The sequence below is a fragment of the Bacteroides reticulotermitis JCM 10512 genome (genome assembly GCF_000517545.1).
Taxonomy (GTDB): Bacteria; Bacteroidota; Bacteroidia; order Bacteroidales; family Bacteroidaceae; genus Bacteroides; species Bacteroides reticulotermitis.
This window is the reverse complement of the sequence record NZ_BAIV01000013.1, coordinates 41,702-55,242: the sequence shown is the minus strand read 5'-3', so window position 1 is coordinate 55,242 and position 13,541 is coordinate 41,702. Positions and strand designations below refer to the sequence as shown.

The following is a 13,541-nucleotide window of genomic DNA, read 5'->3' as shown; positions in this document are numbered from 1 at the left end:
TTAGTTTATATATGAAAATCAAAACAGTCCTATTCATGGTATTATCTTTGATGTCACTTGCTGCGTTTGCGCAGAGCAACGGTGGCGTTAAGGGTAAAGTCATCTCCCGTACAACACGTGCGGCCATAGATGGCGTAAAAGTGACATTGACTCCGGGAGATGTAACAACAACAACCGATATGGCGGGTAACTTCCTTATCGAGAATCTGGGGAAAGGGGAATATACGCTTACATTTGAGGCGGCAGAATTTGAACCGCTTACGCTTGCTGTTCGCGTAGACAAACAAGTAAGAGACATCAATAACGTCGTGATGATATCGAATATAATTGCTCCGACTTTAGATGATGCGATTTTTGCGGAGTTTGATACGGAAACATTGGGCGACGCCCAGTCTCTTCCTTCTTCTCTATCCGCTTCTAAAGACGTGTTCAACAACATCGCTTCGTACAAGTTCAGTGAAATGCGTTTCAATGTTCGTGGTTATGATTCTCAGTACTCGGACGTTTATATGAATGGTATTCAACTGAATGACGCAATGACTGGCTATACGCCTTGGTCTTTGTGGAGTGGTTTGAATGACGCAACACGTAACCAGGAGATCACTTCTGCCCTGAACATGGGAGATGTTGGTTTAGGAGGAATTGCCGGTACGACCAATATCAATACGCGTCCTTCTCAAATGCGTAAAGGACTACGCGCAAGTGTAGTAAACGGTAACTCGATGTATCGTTTCCGTGGCATGTTGACTTACTCATCCGGTGTACAGGATAATGGATGGTCGTATGCATTTTCGCTATCGACCCGCCAAGGAGGAAACTCGTATGTAGATGGTGTTTACTACAATGCATTCGGTTACTTTGCTGCGGTTGAAAAGCAATTCAACAAACAACACCGCTTGGGGCTAACCGTGCTAGGTGCTCCTACTGAACGTGGTGCGCAACAGGCTTCTACACAGGAAGTATATGATTTGGTAGGAAACAACTACTACAACCCGAACTGGGGATGGTTGAACGGCAAACGCGTAAACTCACGTGTACGTAGCTACCACGAACCGGTCACGATGTTGAACTATACATTCGATATTAACGAACGTACTCAGTTGAATGTAGCTTCTTCGCTACGTTTCGGACAGAATGGTTACTCGGCTCTTACTTGGTATGGCGGCCCGGACCCACGTCCTGACTATTACCGTTATTTACCTAGCTTTTATGACGGTACGTATGTAGGTGCTGAACTGTATGAAGCATGGATGTCAAATACCGATAACATTCGTCACATTAATTGGGACAATCTGTATAACATCAACCAGAACCAACCGGAAAATTCCACTTATGGTCCTGGACGCCGTGCAATTAACATGGTTGAAGAACGCCACACAGACCAACTAGACTGGAACTTCTATACGCAGTTCTCTCATATCTTCCGCAATAACTCGAAGATCAATGGAGGAGTGAACCTCCGTCGCAACCGTACGGAATATTATAGCGAAGTGAAAGACTTACTGGGTGGTGACTACTGGGTAGATGTAGACAAGTTCGCAGAACGCGATATGGGTGGTCTGGATCCGATTAAATATCAGAACAACATGGAGTATTATGAGAAATATGGCCATGCACAAGCTGCTAAGAAAGGTGACAAGTATGGGTACGACTATTATGGTAACACACTCAGTGCTCGTGGATGGGCGCAATACAATGTAAACTTCGGTAACTTCGGAATGAACCTCGGAGGTGAACTGGGACATAGCACCGTATGGCGTCATGGTATCTGGAAAAAAGGCTTGTTCCTTAATAACTCTCAGGGAGATTCGGAGAAGAAGAAGTACCTGACATACAAACTGAAAGCAAACTTCAACTATAAGTTCTCGGCTTCTCATTCGATCGATGCGAACATCATCTACATGCAAGACGCACCGTCATTCCAATCTTCTTTTGTATCGCCACGTACCCGTAACTCAGTTACTCCGGGCATCACAACCGAAAAGGTATTTGGCGTAGACGCTTCTTACAACTTGCGTATTGGTGACATCAAGGCACGTATCTCGGGATACTACACGAAGTTTACGGATCAGTCGAAAGTTATTTCTTACTACGATGACGTAGAAGCGACTTTCTCTAACTTCGCGATCAGCGGCATCCAGAAACGTCACTTTGGTTTGGAAGCAGCGGCAACTGTGCCTATCTATGCAGGCATCTCATTGAACGGTGCAATCAGCTGGGGACAGTTTACGTATGATAACAATCCCAACTACGTACAGATACAAGACAATAGTGGAGAGATCAAGAATCAGGGAAAAGTATACTGGAAAAACTTCCGTGTAGAAAGTACTCCTCAGACTGCTCTCAACGTAGGTCTGTCTTACCGCAGCCGGAACAATGTTTTTGCTTCGTTAGACATGAACCACTACAACAACATGTACTTGTCTATGAGTCCGCTATACCGTACAGATGCGGTTCTAACACCGGGTATGACTCCGGAAGACATCGCTAATCTGCGTAATCAGGAGAAATTCAGTGCAGCTACTGTACTGAATGCAAGCATAGGTAAGAACTGGTTTATCGACCGTAAATATACACTTGGTTTTAGCTTGGAAGTAAAGAACCTGCTCAACAACCAGGATATCAAAACCGGAGGTTACGAACAGATTCGTCTGCTTAAGAACAAGGACGAGAGCTACCAAACGTACGAACCGTTTGATTCTAAATATTTCTATATGTTCGGTACAACTTATTACATGAACATTTATTTCCGTTTCTAAGGATGTCACCAGTAAAAAAGAATGTTATGAACAAGATATTGAAATTATGTATGCTTGTAGCTGCCGTACTCAGTTTTAGCAGCTGCTACAATGAATTTGAAGATCCCACTCCGGCAAAGGTCTGGACGAAAGAGGATTTTGCAGAGAGCCAGTTTATATCCGTCAAGGATTTTAAGCAGCTTTTCTATGCTAAATATGGCAATGCTGCTTCCAGTTTAGGTAAAACGCTGGAAATAACAGAAGACTATGTTATCAGTGGAAAAGTTATCTCAAGTGATCAGGCGGGTAACGTATATAAGTCTGTATACATCTACGACGAATCATCGAAATCGGGTATCGAACTAAAATTGATGGTTAGCAATTACGTATACTTCCCCATTGGACAGACTCTTTATGTGAAAACAAAAGGACTTGCCATCGGAAGCTACCGTTATATGCTAAGTGTAGGTGGTATGCCGACTGCTGAAGACATAACCAAAGGCTATGCGAACCGCAATTTGGAAAGCAACTTACTTATCAGCCAGCATATCTTCAGTGGCGAACGCGGCAGCTTGACTGCTGCCGACACATTGGTCGTTAATTCAAGCAACTATGCAACCGCTCTTAATGATGATGCTTTGGGACGCTTGGTTCGTTTCGAAGGCGTGACTTATAAAGAAGGAACTTTTGATTCCGACAGATATCCTCAATACCTGGAAACAACGTATCCGAATGGTTCGACTACAGCCGTATATGAGAATAAATACTTTAAGGACGAAGGTTTGATTCCGACCTACGCCTATAGCTACAACGGCAATCGTTATTATGGCTCATCTTGGTTCTCCTACGGAGGAACTGATACCACCAAGGGCAACTATATCCTGCGTGTAAGCGGATATTCCAACTTTGCACTTCAGCCACTGCCTGAGGTAGGTACAGTCGATAACCCCACTAAGGGAAACATCACAGCTATTTATACCAAATACTCTTCGAAGAGTGGAGGATTTATTAAATACCAGTTGCTGCTTAACAGCATCAATGATGTTCAGTTTTAAGTAAGAAAAGACAAGAGGGACATTTGTTGAATCAAGTGTCCCTCTTTTTTACCCCTTACAATTGAGTAATTCCAATCCAATGAGATTACACCAATGCACTAATATTCACCTAAAAACTTATACCCCCACAATGAAGCAAAAATACAATGGGGCATTGTTAGCACTCTTAACAATGTTTCTATTCATGTCATGCAGTGATAACAACACGGATGACAATAAGGGATTCAGCATCGCATTAGACCGAGCTAACAACGAAATATCCGGAGACGGAGGACCCTTTTCGTTACAAGTTAACACCACCGGTACATGGACAGCCACAATCAAAGAGTCGTGGTGCAAGCTTTCTAAGAATGAAGGAATCGGAAGTGGTTCTGTCATTGGAGTGGTAGCCGTAAACAACGGTGAAGCACGCACGGCAACAATTCTGGTTACCTCCAACGGTGAGACTCAAAGCATTGTTCTTACGCAGACGAAAAGAGACGGTAATTCAACAGATCCTGATCCGGAAGACCCAGACCCGGAGAATCCAGATCCAGAAGATCCCGATCCGGAAGATCCGGACCCAACTCCTACTCCCGAAGGATATGCTAATAGAATTGAGATTCCGAAGTTGAAAGGTGGTGCACTGAATATATTCCACACATTCCTTGCCGACAACCAAAATGGCAAAAAGGTTATTACGTACAGCTATGAATATGACTGCACCAAGAAGCACACCCGCTGGGTTGCCTTTACGTTCGACAATCTGACCTGCCAGTCCAAAGTGAAAAGAAGTGATGCCTGGAGTACCGACCCTAATATCCCCGCACAATACAGAACGTCGAAGAGCGATTACAATCCAGCTTTCACCCGAGGACATTTGGTAGCGTCCAGCGATAGAGTATACAGCACGGCGGCAAACAAACAAACGTTCTATTACTCGAATATGAGTCCACAGCAATCAACCGGGTTCAATTCAGGAGGTGGAGTATGGAATAACATTGAAGATAAAGTTCAAGCGTGGAGCCAGATTACCAACGCCAGTGATACACTTTACGTAGTGAAAGGCGGCACAATTGACAAAGACAGTGACATACGCGAATGGACAAGTTCCGGAGTAGCCGTACCGAAGTATTACTTCATGACGATTCTTTCCTACAAGAACAAGCAATATAAGGGAATGGCGTTCTACGTAGAGCACAAAGCAAACACATCCAAAGACCTGAAACAGTTTGCGATGTCCATTGATGAATTGGAAGCCAAGACGGGAATCGACTTCTTCCACAACCTCGACAAGAGTACCGAAGCAGCCGTAGAAGCGAATTATCAAGCCAGTGACTGGAGTTGGTAGAATGCAGCGGTTAGCTCCTAATAAAAGATAAAGCGTTGTGAATTAAACTCACGTATCAAAAAGATGATCCCCTTATTTTACTCTTTCGGATATACCCGTATAGAGTAAGATAAGGGGATATTTTATTTCCGCTTCTTTCCTATGCCTCACTTCTTATAGGCAACTCATATCCGGGAATAATATAAGAAACTGGATAGTTAACATTCAAACGTCCCTCTCTACAAGAAGGAAAAAAAGTTTCATCTCTCATAGTCTCATCATTTCAAATATAACACCCACCTAATCAACACAATACACAATGAGAGATACTTTTAGAAAGCGGGATCTCTCATTATTTTCTCGCATTTTCACCTCTTTTTCGGCCTATCTCTCATTCTTTTTGAGTTATCTCTCATCCATTATGCAGCAATTTCTTCAGTTATTCAAGCCTATAAAGAGAGCCCCGCTTTTGCAGCAAGCACCTTTTGTGTCCAATTCTTTTCCAACCATTTCTGCTTAACACATCCGGCAATTCCCTGTGTCAGTGAATCGGGAGTCTTTTCTATAAGAGATAATATATGAGTACTTACAAAGTTCCTCAATTAGCAAAACAACTACAGAAGATAAAACACAATCAGGACTAGAAGGTTGATTCCTATTACCGTGCCGAACCCTCGCAAAATCCAAGGACGTAGCTTACTCCCTCTTCCGGAGAAGAAGAGTGCATAACACATATTGATCATGATGTTACTTATAATTGCTTGCATCGAACAGGCAGCAATAGTCAGGACGGCTACACTTCCGCTATTTTGCAAAAGGTTCAAGATAAACGGAGTGATGTCACTGAAACCGGAAACGAAAGAGAGCAGATTCAAACCGCCTGTTCCGGCATAGACCAGCGTATAATGGGTCAGGATGGTAAAGATCACAAATAAGATGGCAAAGATCAAGGCGACTTTGAACTCCAACGGATTGCTGCTGTCATCGTCCTCGGGTTCTGTCGACTGATCGTGCAAGCGTTGCTGCCGGGAATGGATAACCCAGCCTACCGTGGCGGTAGAAAAAGCCATAATCAACAGGAACGGATAAATGGTTAAGAACGTACTCCAGCTAAAGATCAGGATGAGCACCATGAAACGCAGGAACATCATACTGACAGCCAAAAGCATGGCAGCTACATATTCGCCGGCTTCCTGCTCAGGCGCTTTCCGACTTTTACGGGCAAGCACCGAGATAGTAGCCGTACTGCTATATAACCCACCGATAATACCGGAAACAAGTACCCCTGACTCCTGAAACACATATCGTTTGAGTAAATAAGACAGATAGGAGATACCGGACACGACCACCGTAGCCAACCAGATGGAATACGGAGTCAGATTGATGTTAGGTATCAGATTCTCATTCGGAAGCATAGGTAGAATGATGCCGCTGATAGCCAAGAACTTGGCAAGCGTAATCATTTCATCATTCTTCATCCGTTGCGCCAACTCGGTAAAGGTGTGTTTGAGCTCGGTCAATAACAACACGGTTACAATGATCATGATATAAAACCACGAAGGCTGGGTGATGACAATCGGAGCCATGCAGTAAGTGATCAGCGCAATGATTATGGTAGTCACCCCGAAAACATGAAACTGCGACTGTTTTACATAATAATTCAGTCCGAGCAGGATACCAAGTACAGCTCCTCCTCCCATAAACAAGCGCAGTTCCACAGGATCGAGTATATAGAGCAGATACCCCAAAATACCGATAAAAGTAAATGTGCGGTCGGTTCCGAAAAGGGTTATTTCTCCTTCACGCTTCAAACTGATGCGCCGTTGGGAAAGCCCGATGAGTAAAGAGAATAAGGTTACGAGGATGAAAGTAACCAACTCACGGGGTAAATAATTATACAATTGCTCCATATGCTACTCATTTAGTATAAGAACAAATATACAGCTTATTTATTAAGTTCCCAGTTCTTATAGGGTTTTTTCATGAGATGCGAGTTGTAATACCGACTGTCTCCCGTCACCTCTTCGCCCAGAAAAATAGGCTTTACGTAGCTCTCTTCAATCGTTCCAAGTTCAACCTCAGCAACGACCAGCCCTTCGTTTTCGCCATAGAATTCATCGACTTCAAAGATGTGTGCACCACTGCGGACCAAATAGCGGGTCTTGTCGATCATACCCGGTTCGCAAAGCTTCATCAGTTCTTCGGCCTCCGGGAGCGAAATTTCTTTCTCCCACTCGTACCGACTGATTCCTGAAGCATCGGAAGCCCCTTTGATTGTCAAGAAGCCTTGATTATCACGAATACGCACGCGTACCGTCCGTCCGTGCGCACTACAGATATATCCCTGCTTAATCCGGCTTTGAGCAAAAGCCTGTGACTTGTACTCGCCGGCAACTAAAAATTTACGTTCGATTTCTTGTGCCATATCACAAAAATAGAGCAAAAAACTGAAAGAAGTATGCAATCGGTGGAAAAATAGCGAGGCGGGCGCCTAGCAAGTAGTAAGAGTCCGAAGCAAACATCCGTAGAATTTGACTTTACCAAGCGAGCAAAACGATTCTGCCATACCGGGAAAACACTCGTGCCAACGCAGTGTCACAACTGTGACAAGTAGGTGGCACAACTGTGACAAGCCGATGGCACAACTGTGACACACCGATGGCACAACTGTGTCACACCGATGGCACAGCCATGACAGTTATATCCTTTTGCTTTTTCCTGCCGCTGTTTGGTCTTATCTCCGCATTCGTTTGACTCGTCTTAGCCCGATGTCGACATTCAGTTGGCAGATAGTTACGCAAACAATTGCAGCACGACGGTTAGAATCGCGTCATGAACTCGATAACGATTTTATCACGTTCTGATTCTTTAGGAACACCCGCCTGCTTATAGAAATACTTTTCAAAGTTGAGTCGAAGATCCGCTATAAAAGCTTTGGAGAGGCTGAGCGTTACCCCACCAGTTACCCGATGACGAGCATAGTCATTTATTTTCAGAGCACCTGTATCACCACTTCCTAACCCATCGCTATGGTCGGTCATCATATCGTAACGCGCCAGAAAGGAGATCTTCCGAAAGACTTTGGGCAACGGCAAATCGTAATTGACAAAGCTATTCAGCGCATGTACATCTTTAAAAGCACCATGTCCATACATCTTATAGAGGTATTCGGCTTCCACATGGAAACGATCGGTCTGGTAATATACGCCTGCGTCATACATATTAATACGCACCTCACCCGGTTTTATCAACTGTGTACTGAGCGTTATATTCCAGTTCTTACTGGGAAGCATTTGCATTTTGATTGAGTAGTTCAGCGTTTTATGCCATTCCTTCTGATTCGTCAGCCCGGAGCCATTGAACAGTCCGCCTTCGAAGATGAACGGGAGTCCTCCATTTTGCTTATAGCCGGTAGTAAACCCGACATCGCGGACGTTACCCACTTGTTTAGCAATGAAAGAACGATTGGCAAAGTATTGTTGATGCGGCGAGCGGTGCGCATCGATCGTGAAAGGAACACGCATTTGGCCAATGGTAAAGTCCAGATTCTCTACCGGGAAGACACGTGCATAGGCATCAAGCATCTTGATCGATCCTTCATCCGACAGATCGACCTCCGCTTTATAAGCTACAGCCGGGTGCACATTACCGGATACACTGAATCGTGCGTTACGCACTTCGAAACGGCTCTCCTGCTCTTCTGTCTGGAGTTCATACTTTCCGCGGATCGTTCCGTGAATTTCGGGAAGATAATCCTTCACCTCCATCACTTCCTTATCTAATTTCTTTCCGTCTCCGGCGCTTTCATGTACCTGCCCGTAGGCCGCTGTAGTTAACCAAAATGTAATAAATATTACTTTAACTCTGTCCATGTGAATCATTTGCTACTAAATTTGGAGCAAAAGTAATACATATGAACGACAATGAGATTACATTGCGAATACAGTAAAATGACAGTCGGATTACAAAACGATTACAATAAAAAAGAATTCACCACAGCATACACCATTCGAGTGAATCGGTGAAATCTGTGGTGAATCAATTAGTTTAAAACGGAAATTCCAATCAACATGATTAGGCCCAGAACAATCAATGTCACGAATAAGACTTTAACTATTTTGTGAGCCTGTTCTTCTTCCTTTTTACTCTGTGATTTTTTCTTCTTGCCTTTACTCATAATTGCTAGCTTTAAGTTCAACACTAACAAAATAAGAGTAAATATTTTAACTTTCCAAGAATAAAGCTAACTAAATCTTATTTTAGTTCTCCTGCGACGAGAATTCCATTAGATAGGCCTTGATAAAACCCTCTATCTCCCCGTCCATCACGCCGTTAACATCGGAGGTTTGGAAATTCGTACGGTGATCCTTTACGCGACGGTCGTCGAACACATAGCTACGGATTTGTGATCCCCATTCGATTTTCTTCTTACCCGCTTCCACTTTCGCCTGTTCGGCCATACGATGCTGCAACTCTTTATCATATAAGATAGAGCGTAACTGGCGCATAGCGTTATCGCGGTTCTTGGGTTGGTCACGCGTTTCGGTATTCTCAATCAGGATTTCTTCTTCTTCACCTGAATACGGATCTTTGTACTGATACCGAAGACGAACACCCGATTCTACCTTGTTCACGTTCTGTCCGCCGGCTCCACCGCTTCGGAACGTATCCCATGAGATGCGTGCTGTTTCGATGTTGACTTCGATACTGTCGTCCACAAGTGGAGAAACAAATACAGAAGCAAACGAAGTCATACGCTTTCCCTGTGCGTTGTAAGGCGACACACGAACCAAACGGTGTACGCCGTTCTCTCCCTTCAAATAACCGTAAGCGAAATCACCTTCGATATTGATGGTACAGGTCTTGATGCCTGCCTCGTCTCCTTCCTGAAGATTAGCAATGGTTGCTTTATAGCCGTTTGCTTCGGCATAATGCAGATACATACGCATCAGCATCGACGCCCAATCCTGGCTCTCCGTACCACCGGCTCCGGAGTTGATCTTTAGCACGCAGTCCATCGAATCGGCTTCTTCGCGAAGCATATTCTTTAGTTCGAGCGAGTCTAACTTTTCGACAGCTTTGGCATAAGCCGCATCTACATCTTCCTCCGTTACGAGTTCTTCTTTATAAAAGTCAAACGACAGTGCCAGTTCATCCGCCAATGTCTTGATCTCATTATATCCATCAATCCATTTTTGCAGATCTTTCACCAGTTTCATCTGCGCCTCTGCTTTCTTCTGATCTTCCCAAAACCCGGGGGCCTGGGTTCTTAGTTGTTCTTCTTCGACTTGAATTTTCTTTCCGTCGACGTCAAAGGTACCTCCTCAGCGCATCGGTGCGCTCTTTCACGTCTTTAAGCTGTTCAATAGTAATCATTCTATTTTCCTGTTTTCAATTAATAGTTTCACAATTTGCCTGCAAAGATAGGTAAAAGACTAAAAAAACTTTTACTCTGCATACATTTTATCGATCACCTCGGCATAGTTACGATTAACAACCGAGCGTTTCAGCTTCAATGTATTAGTCAACTCGCCACGTTCCATGCTGAACGGTTCGGTCAGCAGTGTGAAGCGTTTGATCTGTTCGTAGTGAGCAAACTGCTGTTGCAAGGTGTCAATACGGGCACGGAAAAGTCCGACGATCTTGGGATGCTGCAACAGTTCGGCCATATCCGTATATTCAATACCTTTTTCCTTGGCATACTCTTTCACAAAGCCATACACGGGTACAATCAGCGCAGACACAAACTTGCGTTGGTCGGCTATGATGGCAATCTGGTCAATGTATCGGTCGATCACCAACTTAGTCTCCAAGGCTTGCGGTGCAACGTATTTACCGTTCGATGTTTTGAACAGGTCTTTGATGCGCTCGGTCAAATAGAGTTGTCCGTTTTTAAAATATCCGGCATCACCCGTACGGAACCATCCATCGGCATCGAATGCGGCTGCCGTAGCTTCCGCTTTCTTATAATATCCTTTCGTGATGCTCTTACCACGAAGTAAGATCTCATCATTTTCTCCGATCTTAACTTCCACGCCGGGCATGATAACACCCACCGAACCGATATCGTAACCAACCGGAAGTGTACATGACACGGTAGCGGTAGATTCGGTCAGTCCGTAGCCAACGATCATATTAATCCCCACAGAGTGCACGAATTCGTTGATCTCATCGGGTACAGCGGCACCGGCAGTCGGGAAGAAGTTCCCGTTCTCAATACCGACTGTCTTTTTCAATAGTTGGTAGACTGTCTTCTCGTAGAACTTATATTTCAGGTGAATCATTAGTGGCGGAGTTTTCCCCAAACGCAGATAGTCGATATTATGAATCCGACCTATTTTAATAGCATCCTGCATGAGGGTTTTCTTGAAGCCGGTCGTTTCATTAATCTTTTCCTGTACACCGGCATACACTTTCTCCCAGAAACGCGGAACACTGCACATCAGTGTCGGACGTATCTCTTTGATCGTCATTTGGATATCAGCCGGAATCAGGTTAATGCAGATTTGCACTCCCTTGTGAATACAAAGATAACACCAAGCCTTCTCGAACACATGGGTCAACGGCAGGAAGTTGATCGATACATCTTTGTCGGTCATGGTCGTTAACCGTTCGTCATGCGCATAGAACTGCTCCAGGTAACAGGAGTGATGAAGCATTACTCCCTTGGGCTCGCCCGTTGTTCCGGAAGTATAAAGGATGTTTGCCAAATCGTCGTATGACGCACGCGAAGTACGTTCTTCTACCTCGTCATTATGAGGCAGTCCTTCGCCTAAAGCCATGAACTCATCGAAATAGATAGATGATACGTCACGCGGATCTTTCACCACGGACCGATCGAAGATGATCAATTGCTGCAACGAAGCACAAAGTCCGAAAACATTAAAAGCAGCATCGTACTGATACTGCTCACCGACAAACAGAAAACGAATCTCGGCATCGTTGATAATGTACTGCGCCTGCGCGGGTGAGCTGGTTGCATAAAATGGGATAGTGATAGCCCGGTTGGCAAAAGCTGCGAAATCGGTATAAAACCATTCCGGTTTGTTTTGCGAGAAAATGCCTATACTTTCTTGCTCCTTGACTCCTAAAGCAACGAAGGCACTAGCCGCTTGCCGTACAGTCTGCGAGAACTGGTTCCATGAAATAGGAATCCACTGGGCAGTCTCATAATTACGGTATTTCAATGCTATCTTGTCGCCGTATTTTTCAGCCTGGCGATGAACCAAGACAGATAGATGGTGGTAACTCATACTTTGTAGTATTAGTGAATATGGCGCAAAGGTATTAGTTTTATTTGAAACTAATATGCAAAACGGTTATCTTTGTGCAAATATTAAGATGAAGTATTAAATAAAGGACTCACCATGAAATATGATATTCCCACTATGAGTACAGAAGCTGTAAGCTTACTCAAGACGCTGATTAGCATCCCTTCGCTGAGCCGGGAAGAGGTGCAGGCCGCCGATTTCCTGCAAAACTATATCGAAACAGAAGGTATGCAGACGGGCCGTAAAGGTAACAATGTGTGGTGTTTCAGCCCGATGTTCGACTTGAAGAAGCCTACAATTCTGCTTAACTCGCACATCGACACGGTCAAACCGGTGAACGGATGGCGCAAAGATCCCTTCACACCACGCGAAGAGAATGGAAAGCTATATGGCTTGGGCAGCAACGATGCAGGCGCCAGTGTAGTGTCTCTCCTACAGGTGTTTCTGCAACTATGTAAGACCTCACAAAGCTACAACCTGATTTATCTGGCTTCCTGCGAAGAAGAGGTATCGGGCAAAGATGGAATCGAAAGTGTATTGCCGGGACTTCCTCCGGTTTCCTTTGCCATCGTAGGCGAACCGACCGAAATGCAACCTGCCATTGCCGAAAAAGGATTGATGGTGCTCGACGTTACCGCCACAGGCAAAGCGGGACACGCTGCCCGGGAAGAGGGAATCAATGCGATCTATAAAGCGCTGGACGATATCAAATGGTTCAGTGAGTATCGTTTTGAGAAAGAATCTCCTTTGTTGGGACCGGTTAAAATGAGCGTAACGGTGATCAATGCCGGGACACAACACAATGTCGTTCCCGATAAATGCACGTTTGTGGTCGATATCCGGAGTAACGAACTCTATACGAACGAGGAGTTATTTGCTGAAATCCAAAAGCATATCTCCTGCCATGCGCAAGCTCGCTCTTTCCGTCTCAACTCTTCGCGCATCGATGAGCAGCATCCTTTCGTGCGGGAAGCCGTAAAAATGGGACGTATCCCTTATGGCTCGCCCACGCTGTCGGATCAGGCATTAATGTCCTTTCCATCGGTCAAAATAGGTCCGGGACGTTCTTCCCGCTCGCATACCGCCGATGAGTATATTATGTTGAAAGAGATCGAAGAGGCTATCGAACTGTATCTGGATTTGCTGGACGGACTGCAACTCTAATAAA

General features: G+C 44.6%; 9 protein-coding genes. 4 read left to right on the top strand and 5 right to left on the bottom strand.

Going from position 1 to position 13,541, the window contains the following annotated elements:
• Nucleotides 1-11: 11 nt before the first annotated feature.
• The 3 genes from JCM10512_RS09300 to JCM10512_RS09290 all read left to right on the top strand — a co-directional run bounded on the left by JCM10512_RS09300 (nt 12) and on the right by JCM10512_RS09290 (nt 5,123).
• A complete protein-coding gene (locus JCM10512_RS09300; RefSeq protein WP_044162460.1) occupies nt 12-2,759 on the top strand; it encodes a carboxypeptidase-like regulatory domain-containing protein in 2,748 nt (915 codons plus the stop codon).
• Between the two features lie 26 nt (nt 2,760-2,785).
• Nucleotides 2,786-3,793 (top strand): DUF5689 domain-containing protein, encoded by a 1,008-nt coding sequence (locus JCM10512_RS09295; RefSeq protein WP_044162458.1) that lies wholly within the window; start codon nt 2,786-2,788, stop codon nt 3,791-3,793.
• Between the two features lie 130 nt (nt 3,794-3,923).
• On the top strand, nt 3,924-5,123 hold the full coding sequence (locus JCM10512_RS09290) for a DNA/RNA non-specific endonuclease (RefSeq protein ID WP_044162456.1): 1,200 nt from the start codon (nt 3,924-3,926) through the stop codon (nt 5,121-5,123).
• A 593-nt stretch (nt 5,124-5,716) separates the two neighbouring features.
• Here JCM10512_RS09290 and JCM10512_RS09285 read toward each other — a convergent pair.
• The 5 genes from JCM10512_RS09285 to JCM10512_RS09260 all read right to left on the bottom strand — a co-directional run bounded on the left by JCM10512_RS09285 (nt 5,717) and on the right by JCM10512_RS09260 (nt 12,355).
• A complete protein-coding gene (locus JCM10512_RS09285; RefSeq protein WP_044162454.1) occupies nt 5,717-7,012 on the bottom strand; it encodes an MgtC/SapB family protein in 1,296 nt (431 codons plus the stop codon).
• A 35-nt stretch (nt 7,013-7,047) separates the two neighbouring features.
• Complete coding sequence (locus JCM10512_RS09280) at nt 7,048-7,527, bottom strand: CYTH domain-containing protein (protein WP_044162451.1); 480 nt, start codon at nt 7,525-7,527, stop codon at nt 7,048-7,050.
• A 394-nt stretch (nt 7,528-7,921) separates the two neighbouring features.
• Nucleotides 7,922-8,974 (bottom strand): porin, encoded by a 1,053-nt coding sequence (locus tag JCM10512_RS09275; RefSeq protein ID WP_044162449.1) that lies wholly within the window; start codon nt 8,972-8,974, stop codon nt 7,922-7,924.
• Between the two features lie 387 nt (nt 8,975-9,361).
• A protein-coding gene (gene prfB, locus JCM10512_RS09265; protein WP_148298343.1) for a peptide chain release factor 2 occupies nt 9,362-10,478 on the bottom strand; the annotation gives its coding sequence in 2 pieces (ribosomal slippage) (nt 9,362-10,414 and nt 10,416-10,478; 1,116 coding nt in all).
• A gap of 71 nt (nt 10,479-10,549) precedes the next feature.
• Nucleotides 10,550-12,355: an AMP-dependent synthetase/ligase gene (locus JCM10512_RS09260; RefSeq protein ID WP_044162446.1), complete on the bottom strand. Its 1,806-nt coding sequence runs from the start codon at nt 12,353-12,355 to the stop codon at nt 10,550-10,552.
• A 114-nt stretch (nt 12,356-12,469) separates the two neighbouring features.
• Between JCM10512_RS09260 and JCM10512_RS09255 the strand changes: the two genes are divergently transcribed.
• A complete protein-coding gene (locus tag JCM10512_RS09255) occupies nt 12,470-13,537 on the top strand; it encodes a M20 family metallo-hydrolase (protein ID WP_044162443.1) in 1,068 nt (355 codons plus the stop codon).
• Nucleotides 13,538-13,541 lie beyond the last annotated feature (4 nt).

Bases quoted from the DNA above. Each gene is read 5' to 3' on its own strand.
- JCM10512_RS09300 (WP_044162460.1), top strand. From the start codon at position 12: ATGAAAATCAAAACAGTCCTATTCATGGTATTATCTTTGATGTCACTT.
- JCM10512_RS09295 (WP_044162458.1), top strand. From the start codon at position 2,786: ATGAACAAGATATTGAAATTATGTATGCTTGTAGCTGCCGTACTCAGT.
- JCM10512_RS09290 (WP_044162456.1), top strand. From the start codon at position 3,924: ATGAAGCAAAAATACAATGGGGCATTGTTAGCACTCTTAACAATGTTT.
- JCM10512_RS09285 (WP_044162454.1), bottom strand. From the start codon at position 7,012: ATGGAGCAATTGTATAATTATTTACCCCGTGAGTTGGTTACTTTCATC.
- JCM10512_RS09280 (WP_044162451.1), bottom strand. From the start codon at position 7,527: ATGGCACAAGAAATCGAACGTAAATTTTTAGTTGCCGGCGAGTACAAG.
- JCM10512_RS09275 (WP_044162449.1), bottom strand. From the start codon at position 8,974: ATGGACAGAGTTAAAGTAATATTTATTACATTTTGGTTAACTACAGCG.
- JCM10512_RS09260 (WP_044162446.1), bottom strand. From the start codon at position 12,355: ATGAGTTACCACCATCTATCTGTCTTGGTTCATCGCCAGGCTGAAAAA.
- JCM10512_RS09255 (WP_044162443.1), top strand. From the start codon at position 12,470: ATGAAATATGATATTCCCACTATGAGTACAGAAGCTGTAAGCTTACTC.